The organism is Fictibacillus sp. WQ 8-8 (genome assembly GCF_024494405.1).
Classification (GTDB): Bacteria; Bacillota; Bacilli; order Bacillales; family Fictibacillaceae; genus Fictibacillus_C; species Fictibacillus_C marinisediminis.
In genome coordinates this window covers 1-21,818 of record NZ_JAMXKG010000003.1, presented here as the reverse complement: position 1 = coordinate 21,818, position 21,818 = coordinate 1, and the positions used below count along the sequence as shown (strand labels likewise).

The following is a 21,818-nucleotide window of genomic DNA, read 5'->3' as shown; positions in this document are numbered from 1 at the left end:
TCACGGTAGGGTCAGCTGCCAAGATACGCCGAACTTGTCCGAGGTCCAGCCAAACTTCCTGCTAAATGGATAGGAGCCTAGCGGCATTAAGACTTGTCCGTCCTCTGACAATTTCTGAAATACTCTATCAATCTCTTCTTCTGTATCACAGGTTACATACATAGAGATTGAAGGTGTAAAGGTAAATTCATGCTTCACACTGCTGTCGATACAGAGAAACCGCTGCCCGTTTAAGCTGAACTCCGCCTTCATCACTGAACCTTCTGCTCCTCCCTCATTTGCACCGTATCGAGTAATCTTCGTAATCTCTGAATCATCAAAGAGTGAAACATAAAAGTTCATCGCTTCCTCTGCTTGGCCTTCGAACATTAAAAAAGGTGTTACTTTGGACATTTCCACTCAACTCCCTGCATATTTAAATTAACGATCACTTTAATCCACAACCTGCATGCTATGTATAATAGTAATAGATGACTTTCTACTAAGTTAAGTGAGGAGTAACGAATAATGATAGATTTACGCTATCCGGTTGGCTTATTTGCACTAGATCAAGACATTACAGAGAAAAAGATTGAAGAATGGATCCATGACATTGAGTCAGCGCCTAATCAACTGAAAGAAGCAGTTAACGATCTTACAGAAGAACAATTGGATACTCCTTATCGTCCTGGAGGCTGGACAGTACGGCAGGTTGTCCATCACTTGCCTGATAGCCACCTTAACAGCTATACACGCTTTAAACTGGCGCTCACAGAAGAGAATCCAGTCATCAGGCCTTACAAGGAAGATCAATGGGCCGAGCTGCCTGATTCTAAACTCCCGATTGCGGTTTCCATTCAATTGCTGGAAGCTCTCCACGAACGCTGGATCGTACTGCTTAAATCGTTAACCACTGCTGATCTTGAAAAGACATTCACTCATCCCGATTCCGGAGTTGTAACACTAGCGCAGAACATCGGGTTGTATTCCTGGCACAGCCGTCATCATATCGCTCATATCACGTCGCTCCGCCAGCGATTAGGCTGGTAAATAAAACATCCAATGATTCATTCGTTGGCTGTTTCTTCTATACTACAGAACTCTCTCCTCTTTCTATTGTTTGTCAGTGTTAATTTCCGAAGTTCGATCATATGTGCTTCCCTCACTCTTTTACTATGCCAAAAACAAACCCATCGTAGCCTTTGCTTCCTACCGTCTGCATCGCTGTCGCTTCGATCCTCGGCTCATTGGCCAACAGATCCATCAATGCTCGTGAACCCTGAACACTGGAATCCTGACTGTTGCCATCCACTACTTTTCCATCACGCACTACGTTGTCTCCAATGATTACTGTACCTGGCTTAGAAAGCATCAGCGCCCACTTTAAGTAGTTGGGGTTGTTTGGCTTATCAGCATCAATAAAAATAAATTCAAAAGAAGAGAATCCTTTTTCCTTCAGCGTTGGCAAAGATTCAAGGGCAGGACCTACAAGCACTTCAATTTTGTGGTCCAGTCCTGCTTTCCTGATGTTCTCCCTCGCTACATCTGCATGCTTTTGGCTGTATTCCAATGTAATGAGCCGTCCATCTTCCGGCAGCGCACGTGCCATCCAAATACTGCTGTAGCCGCCAAGCGTACCAATTTCAAGAATGTGTTTTGCTCCTTTTAACTTGGTCAGCAGATAAAGAAACTTCCCTTGACTGGGTGAGACATCAATTGACGGTAAACCAGCCTCACTGTTGGCTTTCAGAACATAATCCAAATCCGGATCAGCTCCATGAAGCTTTGAGCTGAAATAAGCATCGACATTACTCCACGTTTCCTCCACTGCGCTCTCTCCTTTTATCCCATTATATATCTACAAATCTTTACTTTCGCTGTCAGCCCTGCTTTTCCTTCTGCAGGAGCGATATGTTATCACCCATTGGCTGACATTTGTCACAGCCATTGCTGCGGAATCCCTTTTTCATTAAAAAGAAGACTGCTCATGCAGCCTTCTTAATTGTAATTCTTGGATTCTATCGCTTTGACCAGCCGGATCAGCCAATAGAGGGCAATCCAGGGAAGAATATAGGCCGTTAAAAAGGGAACAAAATTATAAAAAGCAAAATGAGCATCTATCCCCATTCTCTGAAGAGCAAAAATCACAATGACAAAACCTAAAATAACAAGAATTATGGTCTTAGCATTTCTGCTCACTGCCATGCATCCACCTCCTATTGCTTAATTGATTCTATTTCAATGATCAAAGATTGCGTTTCTCGCAGCCATTTATCAACTGCTTTTTTGGGGAAATACACCGTGCTCCCCACTTTAATAAATGGAAGCTCACTCTCAAGGTCATCTCCGCTATCTAGTTGAGGACCCAGTTTCTTAACTTCTTCTGCAGTTAACCCTAGATATTCCGCTAACTCCGACTGTGTTAATAGTTGCTTTTGAGCAGTTTCCCCGGTAGTTGTATGGATTGCTTTGGGGCTAAGTGGTCAGATATAAACCAGCTTCCCGCTGTGATTCCTATGGCTAAACAAATAATAGAAAATGCAACTGAATGATTTTTCATGCCCGCCCCTAACCTCCAACTTTAAAAACTTTATGCATCCTTTCATTTTAACTATACAATTTTTTGGAAAATTTTTCTATAAAAGTTGAGGATTAAGATCTTAAAAAGTTATTGATTACTTCTGTATAACGTTTCGGCTCTTCCATGCTCGGCGCATGCAAGGATTTCTCAAACTCCACGAAGGCTGCTTTCTGGATCAAACTGGCCACTTCTTTTCCATCCTTTGGAGGAATAAGAGTGATTTAGACGGTCTACGGTGGGCGGTTTGGGTCGTTACTTGCGGGTTTGGCGGGTTTACTTGCGGCTTTAGCTCGTTTACTTGCGGTTCGACAGAGTTTACTTGCGATTTCACACCCGTTACTTGCGATTCGACAAGGATTACTTGCATATCACGTCATTTTCATAAAAGAATATACAATAAAGCACCGCTGGAATCAATCCAGCAGTGCCTCGCTATTAGCAACAATCATATTTCTATAGCATCAAAATTTCCCGAATATCTTCTTCAGTAAGGGACGAAGCCGGCTTCTCCCCAACGCCAATAATCTCTTCAATGAGATCTTTCTTTTTCTCTTGCAGTTCATTCATTTTTTCTTCGATTGTACCTTGGGTAACCAGTTTGATGACCTGGACGGCATTGGTCTGCCCCATCCGATGGGCACGGTCAGCTGCCTGGTCCTCGACAGCAGGGTTCCACCATATATCATACAGAATGACCGTATCAGCACCCGTCAAGTTAAGGCCTGTCCCTCCCGCTTTCAAGGAAATAAGAAATAGATCACGTTCACCTGAATTGAATCGATTGCATAGCTCCACCCGTTCCATGGAGGGAGTTTGTCCATCCAGATAGAAAAAAGGAAGGCCTTGGTTCGCTAATTCCCTTCCTATGAGCTCCAGCATTTTCGTAAATTGAGAGAAGATCAGCACCCTTCTTCCAGATAGCTTGGATTCCTCTACAATCTGCATGAGCTGCTTAAATTTCCCTGATGTCCCTTTGTAACTGTCTACGAATAAAGCGGGATGGCAGCAAATCTGCCGTAAACGCGTCAAACCAGCAAGGATTTTGATGCGATTTTTCCGAAGTGTATCTTTGTCCAGATGCTTTAGTGTGTCGTGCCGCAGCTTCGCCAAATAGGCTGCATATAGTTTCTTCTGTTCAGGAAGCAATTCAACTGATTCCATGGACTCCGTTTTTTCAGGAAGTTCCATCAGGACATCCTCTTTTAACCGTCTCATCAAGAATGGAGAGATTCTTCGTGTAATGGTTTTCTTTGGAAGATTACTAAATTCCTTTAATCCGCGCAATAGCTCAGGAAAGACAACATGAAAGATCGACCACAGTTCTTCCAGCGAATTCTCCACTGGTGTACCTGTAAGCGCGAATCGATGATCTGCCTTGATCTTCTTCACAGCTCGTGCCGTTTGCGTCACAGGATTTTTAAAAGCCTGTGCCTCATCAAAAAATACCGTGTGAAAGGCTTGTTTCTCATACCACCCGATGTCCTTGCGCAACAAGGGATAAGAGGTGATGATAACATCATGAACCAATGCTTCCTTTATTAATGCTAATCTCTCTGCTTTACTGCCATCAACCACAACAGATTGTATGTCTGGAGCGAATTTTTTCATTTCACTCAGCCAGTTGTACGTCAAAGAAGACGGGCAGACAATAAGGACCGGAGACTTCTTTTCACGAATATCCTGAAGCACCGATACGATGAATGTGATGCTTTGCAGCGTTTTTCCCAATCCCATATCATCAGCAAGGATCCCGCCAAATCCATACCTGGCAAGTGTTTTCATCCATTGGTACCCTTGTTTTTGATAATCTCGCAAGATCGGTTCCAAGTCTACAGGGACCTCGAATGCCAAGCAGCCCGGATTTCGCAGGTTTTCCAAGAATTGAAGGAAGGATTTCTCCAAATCAAACGTACGATCCTCAGCAGTATCAAGCATTTGCATTCCCTGAATGAAAGGTAGATTGAGGCCATTTTCCAGATCATGATTTGGAACAGGCAAGGCATACAGAAAACGTTGAATTTCATCAAATTCCCTAGTTTCTAAAGAAAGCAGCGAGCCGTTTCTCAAACGGTAATATTTTCTTTTCTCCTCGAGTGCTAAAAGAACATCTCGTATTTGTCCTTCAGGAATACCATCGATATCAAATTTGAATTCCAGCCAATTGGTCCGTTCTTTTTTGAGCTTTACTCTAATCTGCGGCCGTGCATTCTCTCTGAAAATACGATTTCTCACAGAGGTGGTTGCATAGATTCCGGCGATCTTTTGGAGTTTAGGAACAACATGATATAAAAACTCATATTCCAGCTCTTCATTATGCAAAAAATATCCGCCATCTGTCTTGGCAAACGAGCTTTCCTCCATTAGCCTGAGTATCATTTCCTCTTTCTCCACATCTCTGATAAGTTTGGAGTTTTCCTGAAGATCACGCCTGACCAATGGATCAATGACGATATTATCATAATGAAACTCCAGCCCGGCAAGGAGTCGATTCTTTACACGATCCAAGTATAGTTTGGCTGTTAACGGTATCTTGGCAAATTGCTCGGTGATCGCACGAGATACATGAACTTCCCCGAGGCGTTTCAAGCCTGGAATGACTTTTTCTAAAAAAATCCCCATCTGCTTCTGAGAAATCGGGATGACATTCGTTCTTGATGCATTCAGCATTCGTTTCAGTTCTGAAAGGCGTGAGCAGTCATCACTTTTTAACTGAAACAGTTTTCCTGCTGAAAGGACAGAGCGATAGGAATGCAACACAACCATCTGCTTTAGTCCTTCAATCTTCAAATGATAGCTATTTCCTTGCGACTCTCCAAAGTCAAACTGTAGAGACAGCGGTTCTTTCGATGTCCGAAACCTTCTATACGTGTTGCCATACTCCAGCTTTACCAATGGTGCTTTCTCAAACAAAGGCAGCAGCATGTCCCAAGAAGAAGGGGAGATAAATAAGGTGTTGTTATGAGTAACCTCATTCGGCCGGTCTAACAGTTCATCGATATATATCTGTTCATCATGCATGGCTTTTATAAGCTGTTGAAGTACCGCATCGTTTTCCATTTGAAAGCAATGGAGGCACGGATCAAATGTGAATGAAAGGGAAAGCGGGCTGGTATTCCCTTCTTCCACACGTTGAAGAAAGTCCCGGATGTGCTGCACTTTAACCGAACCGATTTTCACCTCTAGGCCTAAAACGGTTTGTCCTTTGCTTACTTCCACGGGTTTGCAGGTAAACTCGACATCAAGCACTTGCCTTTTTTCAAAATGAAGCTGATGCCTGCTTGATCGCTTGTGCTGATCAATAAAAAGTGTCAGAAAATCTTCTGTCAGTTCTTGATTTTCCAGAGATACAGAAAGATGTCGACCGGAAATCAGAGGAACTGTCCCTTGTTGCTGGTGATGGTAAATCGCAAGTAAAACGGCTGCAACGTGCTGACAATCCTTTTGAAAAGAAGCCAGTGTCGGACAACTGCACTCAGACCGAAAGCCTCCGTTCATTTCCCGTTCAATGGTGACATGAAAATCCTGTGTTCCTGTAACTGCTGCTTTACAAGCATCCATACTGTAACTTTCAAAGTACACTTTATCCGCTCGATAAAAAGAGTCTCCTTTTTTGAAGGAGACCGTACCGCACTTTTCTTTGATGATGCTATGGTTGAGTTTGATGTTCAAATGTTTTGGCCCCTTCCTCAGGATGTTTCGACTCTGCTAGTTATATGATAGTAAAAATCCCGAAAATATGCGAGGTTTTATCAATCAATGACTCCACCTACCTATGAGATGATAAAATGGTTTTTTGTGTGTATCATCAGCCTGTCCTTTGATACAATAAAAAAGAGCTAATCAATCTAGCTCCTCTCCTGCAACACTGCTATTCACCCATAGCTCAATAAAGATAACCTAATAAATCAAGATTCCCTTCACTCCAATTGGTCATGCCGACTTGCTTAATCATTAATTTATCAATGTGTTCAGTACCTATACCATTTGTAACTTGGGTTTCATGATTAATTTGCATCCATTTGCATTTATTTCCAACTGATTGATATCCATTTTTTAAATATAAGTCCATGTTATCTGCAAATAAGAGTATAAAATCAATATCGCGTCCCTGAGAAAACCTATCAATTTCTAAAAGCAGCCTCGAACCAATACCCTGTGAGCGGGCGTTTTGCGAAACACACAAATCAATTACACCGAGTATTTTTAGAGGCTTTCCGTTTAAATTCATCACTCTGTAATCCAATCCTACATGTCCTATGAGTTGACTTTCCTCGTTAAAAGCTAGAAATCTAAAATGCGGTAACTGCTTAAAGTAAATTCTATTCGTTGGATAGACATCTGGAAAACTGCCATTTAATAATTCTTTTATACGCACCGATAGATCATTACTAATATCATATTCAAATACTTTATCTATTTTCAAGTTACCTCTCCCATACCAATATTTTCGTAATAACAATTCTACAAATTGCACTTTCATACCTTCTTCTACATGACAAAATCAACCTAGGGAATAAGGTCGAAAAAAATATAAAGAAAGCCATGCAGGAGAAGTCAAATGGCGATTCACCTGTAAAATGGCATGCTGTTTCAGGTAAACAAAAAGCAATAGAGGGTCTAAACGACAGAAAGGTATTATGCAGCCCTTGTCATCCCAAGGGATTTTAGTCAAAAACAGATCTCTATGCAAACTCCTTCCCCTTCTTCATCCACGATTCAAATCTTAATCAATCAGGGGAGGAACAGTTCTGCTTCCCCTAAAGTGAACGAAAAATCAAACAGTAATTCTGAAAGGAGACGATGATATGAATCCTCAAGTCTTGATTGTCGGGGCAGGTCCAACAGGGCTTGTCCTGGCCCTTCAGCTCTCAAAAATGGGGATTCCATTCCGCATTATTGAAAAACATTCCGGACCTGGTGAAGCATCTCGAGCATTGGTCGTCCATGCAAGGATTTTAGAGTTTTACCGTCAATTAGGCATTACGGACGAAGTGGTAAGCCTCGGCATCCCGATGAAATCTGTTCATCTTCGTGAAGGAACGAAAGAAAAAGCAGAATTCAAGTTCAGCGATCTTGGCAAGGACATCAGCCCTTTTCCTTTTGCCTTAAGTTTTCCTCAGGATGTCCACGAACAATTTCTAGTGGAACAGCTTAAAAAGGCTGGTGTCACCATTGAGTGGAACACCGAGCTGGGTTCTTTTACGGATGACAGCGAAGGAGTCCGCACCGTTTTGAAGAAAGACGGTATGGAGGAAACCGCTGAATTCCACTATTTATGCGGATGTGACGGCGCCCACAGTACCGTACGAAAAGGGTTGGGCTTCGACTTTGCCGGAGGAACGTACGAACAGCTTTTTTATGTGGCTGATGTAGAGTCATCAAATAAAGAAACACAGGACCGCTCACTTAAAGTACATCTCAGTGAAAGGGGGTTCTGTTTGTATATGCCGGTCAGAAGTACGGGAATGATCCGCCTGATCGGCATCATCCCCCGTGAGCTTGAGCAGTCCACGTCGATTACATTCGATGAGATCCAGCCTTACGCTGAAAATCAGATTGGTTTAAAAGTTGATAAAGTCAATTGGTTCTCAACCTATCATGTTCATCATCGGGTCAGTGAGCATTTTAGAAAGGGCCGCTGCTTTATAGCTGGAGATGCCGGCCATATTCATAGTCCTGCAGGCGGACAGGGGATGAACACCGGTATAGGGGATGCGGTTAATTTATCGTGGAAGCTTGCATGGGTTCTGAAAGGCAGGGCAGACCCTGAGATCCTTGAGACGTATGAAACAGAACGGATCGCCTTTGCCCGCACACTCGTCTCAACAACCGACCGTGCCTTTCAAATGATAGTAGGACGCAATACTCGTAACCGCCTGTTCCGTACGGTGTTGATTCCCTATGTCACTCCATTGCTGCTTGGTTTCACTGCCGCACGCAGGGCTGCCTTTAATACCGTGTCACAAACACGGATTGAGTACCGTGACAGCGCACTGAGCAAAGGTAAGGCCGGAAAAGTTCATGGAGGCGACCGCTTGCCCTGGATTCAGACAGAGAGCGGCAACAATTTCGATCCGCTGAAAACAATGGACTGGCAGATTCATGTATACGGTGAAATTCATCCGGAAGTTCGGGAATATGGTAAAAGCGCAGGCTTTGCGATTCATACCTTTGTGTGGCAGTCTGAAATGGAGGATGTTGGCCTTAAGCAGGATTCCTTATATGCCGTCCGGCCGGATGGGTACGTTGCTCTTGCGGATGATACCCAAAACATAGAGAAACTGAAGCAGTTTTTTGAGAATTTCAGGATTCGTTCCTTAAAGTCGACATAAAAACGAAGAGGGTATCACATTTACTTATGTGATACCCTCTAATTTTTGATAGGTAGAAGGCTAAAAATGGATGCCGCCCGATTGATCTTTAAACTTAAAAATTATGAAACATTTGGCCTAGCATCTGCTACTCTTTAAATAGATACAAACAAAAAAAGGAGTTCGGATCATGGATACGGATAGGATTGTGAAAGATTTATACACCCAAGGGATCATAGAATCAAAAGATGCCGTCTACGAACCTTTGAGCGGAGGAACGACCAGTACGATCGGATTACTGCGTGATGGAAGCAGAAAACAATGGGTGCTTAAGTTCAACGAACCGAATGTTATTCATGCAGAGGCGGAATTCTTGAATGAATACGAGAATATTCCTTTCCTGCCCCGTCTCGTATACAAAGACCCCGAGGACCGATTCATCGTCTATCCCTTTCTTGCAGGAACAACAGACAGTTCCGGGACGGACAAAACAAACATCCTGTCCTCCCTCGTCCAGCATGTGCTCAATTACTATCAACCTTTTTCTGAAGCAAATGGATGGGGATACAGGGACGACCTTAAGCATTCCAGAGAACAATTTTTGGAGGACGAAATATGTTCAGTCAAAGAAATTATTCATTCTGGCCTGCTTGAAAAAAAAGATTACGAGCTTATCGCTGAACTTGCTAAACTTAGGTCCCAAAGCAAGGAATCTGAACTCACTTATTTGCTGCATGGAGACTGCGGGTATCATAATTTCCTGTTCTCAGAGCAGGAGCTCTCTGGTTTAATTGATCCTCAAACCTTTATCGGCCACCCGCTCCACGATCTTGTCTTTGCTTTTTGTTCTACCGCAAACGAACTTACACAAGAAACGATTATTCCTGCTGCAAAGCAATTAAAGATGTGGAATTACGATGAACAAGTCCTCAATGAGGAAGTGCTGCTCGGTCTTTTCACACGGCTGGCCAGAAGTTCTCAGCATCACCCTGCAGACTTGCCCGAATATTTGAAGGCATGGGAGAAATGGAAAGTACTCGTCTCACCTGCATAAAAAAGAGGACCTCGGTCCTCTTTTCCCCTTACTTCACATCCTTTTTTATCACCCTCCAAAACTCTTTAGCGATCACTTTATATCCTTTGATGTTGAGGTGGTTATCTTCCGGATTGGGCATGTATTTCGGGAAATGGGGATCGATGGCTCCACCTGTCGGGACATATGAATCGCCATTTGATACAGCTGCCTCCTTAATAGCAGAATTCAATGCGTTATTCAAAGGAACTAAGAACGCTTGGCTATCCTGATCATAATAAGAGAAAGGATTGTAATACCCCATCACATATACATGCACGTTTGGATTTAGCTTATCGATTGCCTGAAGGATAGACTGAAGGTTGGCACTGGCCGTCGCAATTCCTTCAGAAGCATGTGCTGGATCGGTCATCAGTTTGCGAAAAAGATCATTTGCCCCAATATTGATCGTAATATGGGTTGCTTCTTTAATCTCCTTCATCATGTCTGAATTGTTTAAAACATCCTCTTTCAGCTGTTCTGAAGTATAGCCTGGCACACCAAAATTATCATAATCTGTTAGCTTCACGTGGGATCTTTTAAAATAGCTTTGAATAAAATCCGGATAGCTCTTGTCAATGTCACCATAAGGGGTCATTCCTGCGGCTATTGAATCTCCTAACGCGACATACTCAACTTCCCTTTGTTCTTCCTGATGGTCGGCATAGACGGTCAACGGGGCAAAAGAGAACAGAGTACTCGCCGCCAGCAATGCGGCAAAAGATTTTTTCATTCAATCCTCTCCTCTTTAAGGGTTACCCATTCTTTATGAAGCGATTAAATGGAAGCAAGCCCGCAGGATCCGTTGTCATTCCTCCTATGAATCAGGCATTGACACTTTAGAACAGGCACCTAGGTCATATTCTCTCCTATCAGACTTTTTTCCTTTAAAGATAAGCCTAAAGTCCCCCTCCTCATTCCCATTCTTTTACATACCCTCCAGTCATATGTTGTAAAAAACATTTAATTAGGTGATACCATGGCCAAAAAGGTTTTGCTTTTTGCGGATGTTGGCATCGATGACACGATTGCCTTAATTTACGGGTATTTAAGTAAACAAGTGGATATCATTGGAGTGGTTGCGGACTACGGAAATGTTCCCAGGGTAATGGGATTGCGCAATATTACGTATTTGGTTAATTTATTTAATCTCTCCCAGCATACAAAGGTCATACTCGGTGCTGAAAAACCGATGACAGGAGAAGATCCCATCTTTTATCCGGAAGTGCACGGAGAGTACGGCTTGGGATACATCAAACCTCCCCAACAGCTCCCCCCTCAAGGGTTCACTGAGAACTTTTGTGAAGTTGTCTCACTCATCAACCAGCACCCGGGTGAATTGACGATTGTAAACACAGGCAGACTAACTTCCCTTGCAAGCATGTACATCTTATATAATGACTTGATTAATAAAGTAAAAGAAGTGTACATCATGGGCGGTGCATTCTGGGTGCCAGGCAATGTTACCGCTGTATCGGAAGCGAACTTTCACGGAGATCCTATTGCTGCAAAAATCGTACTTCGCTATGCCAATAATGTAACGATTATTCCCCTGAATGTAACAGACCGGGCCATCGTCACTCCCCAGATGGTCGATTACATTCAGTCTAAAGGAAAAGCTAAAATTATTAAGCCTCTGCTCGATTTTTATTATGAGTTTTATAAGAAGCGCAATCCGAGTATTAAAGGAAGCCCGGTTCATGATGCACTCGCTCTGATGGCAACTCTGCATCAGAACATGTTCTCGTTTCGTCATCTTCCTGTATACATTGATACGAACAGCGGGGTGACAAAGGGACAGAGCATCGCTGATATCCGTCCATATGCCGATTTGAACAATGGTGAAAAGAAACATCGTATTGCGTTCGATTTTATTTATTACTGGTTCTATCATGACTTCATGTCTGTCATGACAGGAGAACTCATGTAGCTTTTCACTCTACCCTGCTCTTTTTATCCTGAGCAGGTTTTATTATTGTTAAAGGCTGTTTTCGTAACATTTGTTGCCCTTGGGAGTGGTTGATTTCCGTTTCAGGCTGCTCCCTTTCCGCGGGGCGTGCGCTGAACCCCTCGGCGCACGCGCCTGCGGGTTTCACCTGTCACGCTCGTCCCGCAGGAGTCTCGCACCTTCCACTCCAATCAACTTGTCAATGAAGCTCTTTACAAAAATGTTCCCAAAGCAACAATCTTTTAGAAATGAGCCTTTTAAAAAACAGGTTTGACATTAACGCTGCGTCAAGGTGTACATTTAGGATGTCAGGAGGTGCTCACATGGAATATACGGTGCAAAAGCTAGGAAGACTGGCCGGAATCAGTACGAGAACACTAAGGTATTATGATGAGATTGGCATCCTTAAGCCGGCAAGGATCAATTCGTCAGGTTACCGGATCTATGGCCAGCCCGAAATAGACCAGTTACAGCAGATTTTGTTCTACCGGGAGCTCGGACTCAGTCTGGAAAAGATTAAGGAGATCACGACTGACCCTTCCTTTAACGGGACAGAGGCTCTTAAAGAACACCGTGAGAAGCTCCTTGACAAGAAAAAGCAATTGGAATTGCTTATTAATAATGTGGAAAAAACGATTGCTTCATCTGAAGGGAGAATGACGATGACAGATCAAGAAAAATTCGAAGGCTTTAAAAAGAAGCTCATTGATGATAACGAGAAACAATATGGAAAAGAGATTCGTGAAAAATACGGTGATGATATGATTAATCAATCCAATGAAAAGCTGAAAAACATGACGAAGGAAGATCATGAGGAAGTAAATCATTTGGCGGACGAACTAAAGACCTCGTTGGCTGAAGCCTTTAAAACTGGGGATCCTGCGGGAGAACTAGCCCAAAAAGCAGCAGATCTTCATAAGCAATGGCTGTGTTTTTACTGGAGTGAATACAGCAAAGTAGCCCATGCGGGTCTGGCGCAAATGTATGTAGACGATGAACGCTTCAAACAGCACTATGACAAAGACCAGCCAGGAACTGCTGAGTTCTTAAGAGATGCGATTCACATTTATACGGGAGTAAAAAAATAAGGAAACAGCCCATCTGCACGGTTCAGGTGGGCTGTTTTTTTTATGCCTGAATGGCCTTGGAGGAGTTCCATATTCTTGATGTAAAGTATTTATATCCTTTAACAATTAAACAAAAACAAATGCAATAAACTACTGCCGTTATAATTAAGCATTAAAATCGGATAATAAAGGGTAATACATAATCACCATTTGCTGAAAGGAAGGCCAAATATGACAGATCGAAATCGCAGGAAGCGCTTTGCATTGACTCCTCCTAAAATACTGGTATTAGGCTTTGCCGCTATCATTTTGGCCGGAGCTTTTCTCCTTTGCTTGCCTGAAGCAACTCGTAACGGACAGGGAATGTCTTTTCTTAACGCCTTTTTCACCTCAACTTCAGCAACGTGTGTCACGGGGCTGATCGTCGTGGATACCGGAGATACCTTTACCGTTTTCGGACAAATGGTTATACTCTCTCTCATTCAAATTGGCGGTCTTGGATTTATGACGTTCTCCACCTTTTTTGCATTAATCGTCGGCCGGAGAATTTCGTTTCGTGAACGTCTTCTTCTGCAGGAAGCGTTAAATAATTCCTCCACCCAAGGCATTGTAAAAATGGCGAAAACCATTGTTCTGTTTACGTTTGTTTCGGAACTGCTTGGCTCCATCTTGCTTTCATTCCGCTTTGCCATGGACATGCCAGTTAAGAAAGCCATTTATTTTGGCATCTTTCATTCCGTTTCAAATTTTAATAATGCAGGCTTTGATATTATGGGAGGATTTAAGAGTTTAACGGATTATAAAGAAGACCCCGTCGTTACGCTGACAATCGGGATCCTTATAATTCTAGGAGGAATTGGATTTATAGTTGTCAGCGACCTTATCGAACATCGGAAAAAACTAAAAAATATTTCTTTACATACAAAGGTCGTGCTTTCCACAACCGCTATCCTGCTTGTGGCCGGCACCGTTCTTGTCTTCCTGTTGGAGATGCATAACAGCAAGACCCTTCAGCCTCTATCTCCTTCTGGTAAGCTCCTGGCTTCTTTTTATCAAGCAGTAACTCCAAGGACGGCCGGTTCCAATACTCTGAACATTCCGGACCTGGCTCATCCTACTCTGTTGCTAACGATTATTCTTATGTTTATCGGGGCTTCACCAGGATCAACCGGCGGCGGGATTAAGACAACGACATTTGTGACATTGTTTGGAGCGGCCTGGTCACAGATCAAAGGAAAAGAGGATGTGGTGTTCTTTAAACAGCGGATTATTCCGACCATGATCTATAAAGCATTGACCGTTATTTTAAGTGCATTGATTCTTGTTATTGTGGTGACGATGTTGCTCTCGATCACAGAACAGGAAAACAACTTTTTGAAAATCCTGTTTGAGGCGGTCTCTGCATTCGGAACGGTGGGATTGTCCATGGGACTTACACCCGATCTTTCTTCGTTCGGCAAAATTATTATTGCACTAACGATGTTTATCGGTAGGCTGGGACCTCTGACCGTGGCCATCGCTTTGGCTAAACAAAATGAAAAAGAACTCTATCGCTATCCAAAAGGAAAATATTTGATCGGCTAAAATGAAGGAGAGGAAACAGAGCATGAAGAAACAATATGCAGTAATCGGACTCGGAAGGTTTGGATCACATTTAGCAAGAGCACTCTATGAGGAAGACAACGAGGTTATTGGTATTGATATTAACGAAGAAAAGGTGGAAGATCTACAGAATGGCCTGAGTCAGGCATTTATCGCTGACAGTACAGATGAGGACAGTATGAAAGGCCTTGGTGTCCGAAACTTTGATGTTGTGATCGTGGCAATCGGGGATGACATGGAAGCCAGTATTTTAACTGTCGTTCTGTTAAAAGAATTAGGAGTTCCCTATATTGTCGCCAAAGCACTCAGTAAACGCCACGGGCTGGTACTGACCAAAATCGGCGCAGATCAGGTGGTTTTCCCTGAACGTGATATGGGGCTTCGTCTCGCTCAAAACCTGATGCATCCGAACATCATCGATCATCTTAAATTATCGGACGATTACAGTATAGAAGAAATTAAGATTCCTCCAGACTTGGTCGGACAAACCATACAAGCCCTCGACATCAGAGCCAGATACCAGCTGAACGTCATTGCAATCCGGCATACGGACGAAGAGGTTACGGTTGCTCCTGGTCCGGATTATTCTTTGAAAAACGGCGATCTTCTCGTCATTATTGGAAAAAACAAAGACTTAAAGGAGTTATCTAAAAAGCTGGAAGAATGACAGAAGCCGTCGAGATTTAGGGACGGCTTTTGTCTGGTTATTCCGTATTGCTAAGAAAGCTTTCTCTTCTCCTCCATCAGCCGCTTAAACTCCTGGTCCAGCCTCGTGTATTCCTTATCACCAGGAGACAGGAGGCTAAGCTCTCCCAAAACAGCACTGATTCGGTTCTCAATAATCATCCTTTTTTCAAGAAGATCCGTTTTTTTATGATTTTGCGGCTGTACCGGTTTTTGTTTGGCTTCAGCAAACTCTTTAAAGCCCTTTTGCGTTTTTCTTATGTTTCCATCTTCAAAAACCAGCAGCTTTTCACACGTTTTTTCCAGGAAATAGCGGTCATGGGAAACGATAAGCAGTGTACCGCTGAACGACAGCAATGCTTCCTCAAGCTGCTCCCTGCTTGCCAGATCAAGGTGATTCGTCGGCTCATCCAGAATCAGAAGATCATGTTTCTGCATGATGAGCAAGGCGAGCTTCACCCTCATCCGTTCACCAAGACTCAATTGATGAATCTGCTTCTTCAGCATTCTTTCATCAAACCCCATATTGGCGAGCAGTGTCCGGGCCGTAGAGGCTTCTGACCGGACTTCAAAAACATCGTGTATCAAGTTAACTACCGTTTGTTCCGATGGGAGGTCTGTAACATCCTGTGTCAGATAGGCCATTTTTGCGCTTGAACTGATCCAAAGCTCACCCGAATCGACGGTCTCCCTACCTGTCAGCATTTTAAGGAGCGTCGTCTTGCCGCACCCGTTCGGACCTGTCAATCCCAGTCTTTCACCTCGTTTAATATAAAACGAGCTTTTCTGAAAGAGCGGTCGAGAACTAAAACATTTGGAGATTTCCTTCGCATCCACCAGCCGCTTTCCCCGTTTCTCCGGATTGTCCCAGCCAAACTGTATTTTTGTTTCCTCCTTTGGCTTTTCCACACCTTCCAATTCAATCTTTTTCAGGCGTTTGATCCGGGAACTGATCTGTTTATCCATGCTCTTTGCTTTGCTTCTATAAAATTCTTTTGTGCCGCGCATATCTGCCATCTTACCGACTTTTCCTGCTTCTCTATGTGCTTTCGACGACCAGTTGTCCAGCCTTTCAATCTCAGACTGTATTTTTTGCTCGTACTTTTTCTGTGTTTCATACTGATGCAGCTGTGCATGGTACCTTCTCTCCTTCTCTTCCCGATAAAATGAATAATTCCCCGGAAAATCAACAGACTTGCCATCATCCAGTTCAATGATTCGATTCACGGTTTGATCAAGAAAATACCGGTCATGCGAGATGATCAGTGTGGTACCTGTAAATGATCTCAGCTCCTGAATCAGCCATTCGACTCCTTTAAAATCAAGGTGGTTGGTCGGCTCATCCAGTATGAGAAGGTCGGGCCTTGTTGACCAGATATGTGCGATAGCCAGCTTCGTCCTCTCCCCTCCGCTTAATCCTGAGAAACGGCCCTCATCCCAATTCTGTACTTTCTTTAAACCGAGACGGCTGGTCATCTGCAGAAAATCCTCTTCTTCACTCTGCATATGTGAAAAAGTATTAGTCGTATAGGAGGTGGACTGCTGAAGATAACCGATCTTCAGTGGATTTTTATGTTTAACGATAGAACCTTTACCGGGCTGAAGTGTTCCGAAAATCAGGTTAGCCAAAGTTGTCTTTCCCGCTCCATTAACACCAACCAAACCTATCCTTTCATTACTGTCTATATTCAAAGAAACCTCTTTTAAAATCAGGCGCTCGCCAAATTCTTTACTTAATTCGTGACAGCTTAATAGAGTCATCAAAAATCACCGCTTTGCGTTTCGTTCAAAGGCAATAGGGACTCATGATATCTGAAGACGAAAAAAAACCGCATTCCTGCGGTTTTTGGGTAAGCGAAAAAAGATACGAAAAAACACCTCAAAGTGCATTGACCGTTAGACCAGCTTCAGCACACTGATACATTGAATTTAACCGTTGAGGGTCTCCTATAGACATACGTATCCCATCCCGCTCCAAAGCCGCAGAGCATCACTTGCCGTGCAATCAGATTTCATGATCGACAAGGGGATTAGTTCCACATAATGTCTAATTGGATACCTCCTTCACATTGTTGGTATTAGTATAACACGATTATGGTAAAATTGTGCAACCCATTCTGTCAGAGAGAAGTAAGCCTTAAAGAAACAGCATTCCCACCATTCCACTAAACACACCTAAAACGATGACCGATAAGGTGACAAACGACAGAACACGTTTGGGATAGGACCTGGAAACGATGAGTAAGGACGGCAAGCTTAGCGCCGGCAGTGTAATGAGCAAGGCAGCCGCAGGTCCTGCACCAAGACCTACGAGCATAAACGTCTGGATAATTGGAATTTCGGCAGCAGTCGGAATAACGAACAGCATGCCGGCAAGAGCAAATCCGATAACAGCAAACAAGCTGTTGGACGCTGTTTCACTTAGCTGCGGAAACAGCCAGACACGTGCTGCACCAAGTAAAAGCACCGAAAAAATGTAAGCTGGTCCAATATGGAGCAGCATGGTGCCCAGGCTCTTCATCCATCTGATGAAAAACGGTCCTTCCTCTTCCTCAAAGTTCTTGCTTTCCGGCACTTTCTCCATATCTACTGGCTCAGCGTTTTTGGCAAAACGATTGGCAAAGTAACTGACACCAAACACGAGTATTATTCCAAAGAATAATCGCAGTACCGTAAATTTCCATGATAATACAAATGTCATAAAAATCAGGGTTGCCGGGTTTATGGTCGGATTACCCAGCCAAAAAGCAAGGCTTGCTCCAATCGACACTTTCTTCTTGCGCATCCCCACGGCCATTGGCGCCGCACAGCAAGTACACATCATGCCTGGAATGGACGCCAAACCTCCTGCTGCTGTACTGCCAAACGATGTTTTTCCAAGCACTTTAAGCAGCCATCGTGACGGAAGCAGCACTTGAATCAACGAACCGAGTAAGACCCCCAGTAATGCAGCTTTCCATACAGACTGAAAATAAACTTTTGCATAGTCCCAAGCAGTTACCCATGGTGACGCCGAAGCTGCTTGATCACCAAGGATCGATGGACCGATAGAATGAGTAGCTGAAACTGAGATCACCTTTTGAAAATACGGCCACCATTTTACATACAGCAAACCAGCCGCAGCAACCGCCATGAATATAACAATGACCCAGATTGCCTCTTTGCTGGTGGATTTTCCATTTTGAACACTATGATTGATTTGAGACATATATCCCCCACCCCAGTTTTTTTCCGACCTTAAGATTGGATAGTAAATTATATCACAGTTCCTGCAAAAACATATTTTTAAGCCTTCCAAAATTCGGCTAAAATGAAATTAGAGAAGAAGTATTTTATAATAGGATATAGACGTGCAGTACAGAAGGGCGGAAAAAACCAGTGTTTCAGGATATTGCCATTGAAAAGCTTATGTCATCCTACAATAAAAAAGAGATTACACTCATTGATGTACGGTCACCCTCCGAATTTAAGGATTCTACGATTCCGGGAAGCTTGAACATCCCTCTTTTTAATGATGAAGAACGTGCTGAAGTTGGGACTCTATATAAACAGCAAAGTGTGGAAGCCGCTAAGGAACGAGGACTCGAGATTGTTTCTGCCAAGCTTCCTGCTTTTATTAAAGAATTCTCGAAGATCGCTGGACCCAAAGCTGTTTTTTGCTGGAGAGGAGGAATGCGCAGCAGAACGACTGCGACTGTGCTTGATCTCATGGGAATTCGTGCTTACCGGCTGCAGGGCGGTTTCCGTGTGTACCGGCAGTGGATAATAAAAAACCTAGAGGAGATGGAGTTTGCTCCCAAAGCCTGCGTTCTCCATGGAAATACCGGCACCGGTAAAACATTAATCCTTCAAGAGCTTGCCAAGCAAGGATTTCCAGTTCTTGATCTTGAGCAATTGGCCGGTCACCGCGGTTCCATTTTTGGAGAAATCGGTCTTCAGCCAAACAACCAGAAAATGTTTGAATCTCTCCTTTTTCATCATTTGTTTGCACTGAAAGATACACCTTTTGTTCTGATGGAGGCTGAGAGCAAACGAATCGGAAAAGTCGTGCTTCCGGGTTTTGTAACGGATAAAAAGCAGCAAGGTCTCCATATTTTCCTGGACATGCCGATTGAGGAACGGGTCAATCATATCCTTGAAGACTATCTTCCGTGGGAGCATCACGAGGAATGTCTTGCCGCATTTCAAAAGATCAAACGACGCATTCATACACCAATAGCTGCTCAGATTGAACATGATCTGAGTGCTGGAAACTATCATTCAGCTGTCCGCCTGCTGCTTGAGCACTATTATGATCCACGTTACGAGCATCATGATGTCGAATATCCAGAAGACCAGCGAATTACTTTAAAAGTTAATAATATTGCAGAAGCCATTGACCAAATTAAAGAAATTCTTCAAAAAAGAAAGCCGGCACATCAAGTTCTGTGAGTTTTCACAGCCATTGCCGGCTTTTTATTATTGATAATCCTGATATATTATCGAAAAAGCGAATTTATTATCGATACGGCCCCAACTCCATCTTCCTCTTATTTCCTTTGAAAGAAGGAGAATCCACCCTATAAGTCTAATAAATTCAATAATCATATTATGGGACCTATAATACACATAAGAGAATAAAGATATTTCATGCAGAAGGAGTTACTTATATGACCACATACCAATCAAGAAATGACGTTCCTGAACAAGAGAAATGGCACCTGACCGATATCTATCCTTCACTGGCTGAATGGGAAAAAGATTATGAACAGGTGAAGGAAATGGCTGAAGAATTAAAGGCGTTTGATGGAAACATTGATTCAGGTAAGTCACTGCTTGAATATCTCACTAAACAAGAAGAGCTCTCCCACACGTTCAATCTCGTTTATGTTTATGCCATGCTGAATGTGGACGTGGATACGCGAAACTCAGATTCTCAGTCCTTATTGGATCGCGCGAAGCATGCCGGAGTGAAAATCAGCTCTGCCACTTCATTCTTTATGCCTTTCCTGTTAAGTTTGGACGAAGCACAGCTGAAGGAATATATCGCAGAGGATGAAGGGCTGAACTACTTTGAAGAAGATCTGTTTGATTCCTTTCGCTACAAGTCCCATGTCCTGAGTAAAGAACAGGAGAAAATTGTTTCCCGCCTGGGTGAAGCGCTCTCCTCTCCAAGCGGCACATTCAGCATGATTAATAATGCGGATATTAAGTTCGGCGAAGTCACTGATAAAGATGGTAAAAAGGTAGAAATGACCCGCGGCATGTATTCCAAATTGATTGAGGATGAAGACCGTGAAGTAAGAAAAGAAGCATACAAAGCTTATTATGAACCCTACGTGGCATTAAAAAATACGATTGCTTCCACCCTTTCATCAGCGGTTAAAAACAATGTCTCGCTTGCTGAAATCCGCAACTATCCTTCTGCTCTTGAAAAAGGTTTATTTGGTGATAACGTACCAAAAGAAGTCTATGAAAATCTCATAGCCACCACAAAAGAAAACATTAAGTCCATGCACCGATACACAGTAATCAGAAAAGAGAAACTGGGACTTGATGAGCTGCGCCAATACGATCTTAGCGCTCCCCTTGTAAAAGGAGTTAAGCTGGACATTCCCTATGAAGAAGCCTATGAAACGATGGTTAAAGCACTCGCTCCGCTTGGCGATGATTATGTTGAACGATTGAAAGAGTTTAAAAATGCACGTTATATCGACGTTAGGGAAACACGCGGAAAACGTTCTGGAGCTTATAATCTTGGGTTGTACGGCGTTCATCCTTTCGTGCTTCTGAACCATCAGGATGATCTAGACAGCCTCTTTACGCTGGCACACGAAATGGGACATGCGATGCACAGCCATTATTCCAATAAGCAGCAGCCAAAAATCACAGCCGGCTACAGCATTTTTGTCGCAGAGGTTGCTTCTACCGTTAACGAAGTACTTCTGATCAATTATTTGCTGAACAAGGAAACCAACAAAGATATTAAAAAACATTTGCTGAATCATTTTATCGATCAGTTCAAAGGAACATTGTTTACGCAAGTGATGTTTGCCGAGTTTGAGATGAAAACACACGCACTCGCAGAAGAAGGCCAGCCGCTGAATGCTGAGGTCTTCAACCAAATCTATGAAAATCTGTTTAGAGAGTACAACGGCGATACCGTGATATTTGATGAAGAAGTGAAATATGGCTGGTCCAGAATCCCTCATTTCTACCGTCCATTTTATGTTTACAAATATGCTACAGGGTTTGCGTCAGCTATCCACCTGGCTACAAAAATCTTAGACGGCGACCAACAGACTCTTGACTCCTACTTGGATTTCTTAAAAAGCGGAAGCTCTGATTATCCGCTCGATCTTTTGAAAAAGACAGGTGTCGACTTAACAACCCCAGAGCCGATCGTCAATGCGCTGAAACGCTTTGAGGAACTGGTAGAGGAATTTGCACAATTATAAGAAATTAAAAGGGGCTGTCCAGAAAGTCGAAAATTGACCTTCAGGCAGCCCCTTTTTGGCTTGAAAAATCTTCAATGAAAAGTTAATTGAAGTGGAAGATGCGAGACTCCTGCGGGACTAGCGTGACAGGTGAGACT

18 protein-coding genes are annotated in these 21,818 nt (G+C 43.2%); 9 read left to right on the top strand and 9 right to left on the bottom strand.

Annotated features, from left to right (window positions below; translation table 11 throughout):
* Window positions 1-393 (bottom strand): VOC family protein, encoded by a 393-nt coding sequence (locus tag M1K46_RS05390; RefSeq protein WP_256225233.1) that lies wholly within the window; start codon window positions 391-393, stop codon window positions 1-3.
* A 114-nt stretch (window positions 394-507) separates the two neighbouring features.
* On the opposite strand from M1K46_RS05390, the gene M1K46_RS05385 reads away from it, so the two are divergent.
* Entirely contained in the window at window positions 508-1,029 is a 522-nt protein-coding gene (locus M1K46_RS05385; protein WP_256225232.1) for a YfiT family bacillithiol transferase, read from the top strand.
* Window positions 1,030-1,141: 112 nt separating this feature from the next.
* On the opposite strand, the gene M1K46_RS05380 is transcribed toward M1K46_RS05385, so the two are convergent.
* The 5 genes from M1K46_RS05380 to M1K46_RS05365 all read right to left on the bottom strand — a co-directional run bounded on the left by M1K46_RS05380 (window position 1,142) and on the right by M1K46_RS05365 (window position 6,983).
* Window positions 1,142-1,807 (bottom strand): O-methyltransferase, encoded by a 666-nt coding sequence (locus M1K46_RS05380; protein WP_062239346.1) that lies wholly within the window; start codon window positions 1,805-1,807, stop codon window positions 1,142-1,144.
* A 170-nt stretch (window positions 1,808-1,977) separates the two neighbouring features.
* A complete protein-coding gene (locus M1K46_RS05375) occupies window positions 1,978-2,184 on the bottom strand; it encodes a hypothetical protein (protein WP_091008911.1) in 207 nt (68 codons plus the stop codon).
* A 447-nt stretch (window positions 2,185-2,631) separates the two neighbouring features.
* Entirely contained in the window at window positions 2,632-2,748 is a 117-nt protein-coding gene (locus M1K46_RS25805) for an alpha/beta fold hydrolase (RefSeq protein ID WP_375162174.1), read from the bottom strand.
* A gap of 265 nt (window positions 2,749-3,013) precedes the next feature.
* Window positions 3,014-6,229 (bottom strand): DEAD/DEAH box helicase, encoded by a 3,216-nt coding sequence (locus M1K46_RS05370; RefSeq protein WP_256225231.1) that lies wholly within the window; start codon window positions 6,227-6,229, stop codon window positions 3,014-3,016.
* Between the two features lie 214 nt (window positions 6,230-6,443).
* On the bottom strand, window positions 6,444-6,983 hold the full coding sequence (locus M1K46_RS05365) for a GNAT family N-acetyltransferase (protein ID WP_256225229.1): 540 nt from the start codon (window positions 6,981-6,983) through the stop codon (window positions 6,444-6,446).
* A 382-nt stretch (window positions 6,984-7,365) separates the two neighbouring features.
* Between M1K46_RS05365 and M1K46_RS05360 the strand changes: the two genes are divergently transcribed.
* Complete coding sequence (locus M1K46_RS05360; RefSeq protein ID WP_256225228.1) at window positions 7,366-8,892, top strand: FAD-dependent monooxygenase; 1,527 nt, start codon at window positions 7,366-7,368, stop codon at window positions 8,890-8,892.
* A gap of 169 nt (window positions 8,893-9,061) precedes the next feature.
* Entirely contained in the window at window positions 9,062-9,925 is an 864-nt protein-coding gene (locus M1K46_RS05355) for a phosphotransferase family protein (RefSeq protein WP_256225227.1), read from the top strand.
* A gap of 28 nt (window positions 9,926-9,953) precedes the next feature.
* On the opposite strand, the gene M1K46_RS05350 is transcribed toward M1K46_RS05355, so the two are convergent.
* Window positions 9,954-10,676: an SGNH/GDSL hydrolase family protein gene (locus M1K46_RS05350; RefSeq protein ID WP_256225226.1), complete on the bottom strand. Its 723-nt coding sequence runs from the start codon at window positions 10,674-10,676 to the stop codon at window positions 9,954-9,956.
* Window positions 10,677-10,922: 246 nt separating this feature from the next.
* Between M1K46_RS05350 and M1K46_RS05345 the strand changes: the two genes are divergently transcribed.
* The 4 genes from M1K46_RS05345 (at window position 10,923) to M1K46_RS05330 (ending at window position 15,227) form a co-directional block, all read left to right on the top strand.
* A complete protein-coding gene (locus M1K46_RS05345; protein ID WP_256225225.1) occupies window positions 10,923-11,873 on the top strand; it encodes a nucleoside hydrolase in 951 nt (316 codons plus the stop codon).
* Between the two features lie 341 nt (window positions 11,874-12,214).
* The gene (locus M1K46_RS05340) at window positions 12,215-12,979 is read left to right on the top strand and encodes a MerR family transcriptional regulator (protein ID WP_256225224.1); all 765 of its coding nucleotides are present in this window, start codon (window positions 12,215-12,217) and stop codon (window positions 12,977-12,979) included.
* Window positions 12,980-13,189: 210 nt separating this feature from the next.
* Window positions 13,190-14,542 carry a TrkH family potassium uptake protein gene (locus M1K46_RS05335; protein WP_062235601.1) on the top strand — a complete coding sequence of 451 codons (1,353 nt, stop codon included), beginning with the start codon at window positions 13,190-13,192 and terminating at the stop codon, window positions 14,540-14,542.
* Between the two features lie 22 nt (window positions 14,543-14,564).
* The gene (locus M1K46_RS05330; protein WP_256225223.1) at window positions 14,565-15,227 is read left to right on the top strand and encodes a potassium channel family protein; all 663 of its coding nucleotides are present in this window, start codon (window positions 14,565-14,567) and stop codon (window positions 15,225-15,227) included.
* Window positions 15,228-15,277: 50 nt separating this feature from the next.
* Here M1K46_RS05330 and abc-f read toward each other — a convergent pair whose 3' ends face one another.
* Both abc-f and M1K46_RS05320 read right to left on the bottom strand, forming a co-directional pair.
* Complete coding sequence (gene abc-f / locus M1K46_RS05325; protein ID WP_256225222.1) at window positions 15,278-17,005, bottom strand: ribosomal protection-like ABC-F family protein; 1,728 nt, start codon at window positions 17,003-17,005, stop codon at window positions 15,278-15,280.
* Between the two features lie 376 nt (window positions 17,006-17,381).
* Window positions 17,382-18,452 carry a permease gene (locus tag M1K46_RS05320; RefSeq protein ID WP_256225221.1) on the bottom strand — a complete coding sequence of 357 codons (1,071 nt, stop codon included), beginning with the start codon at window positions 18,450-18,452 and terminating at the stop codon, window positions 17,382-17,384.
* Between the two features lie 170 nt (window positions 18,453-18,622).
* On the opposite strand from M1K46_RS05320, the gene mnmH reads away from it, so the two are divergent.
* Together mnmH and pepF are read left to right on the top strand one after the other, a co-directional pair.
* Entirely contained in the window at window positions 18,623-19,675 is a 1,053-nt protein-coding gene (gene mnmH / locus M1K46_RS05315; protein WP_091008869.1) for a tRNA 2-selenouridine(34) synthase MnmH, read from the top strand.
* 218 nt (window positions 19,676-19,893) lie between these two features.
* Window positions 19,894-21,681: an oligoendopeptidase F gene (gene pepF, locus M1K46_RS05310; RefSeq protein WP_256225220.1), complete on the top strand. Its 1,788-nt coding sequence runs from the start codon at window positions 19,894-19,896 to the stop codon at window positions 21,679-21,681.
* The last annotated feature ends 137 nt before the right edge of the window (window positions 21,682-21,818 follow it).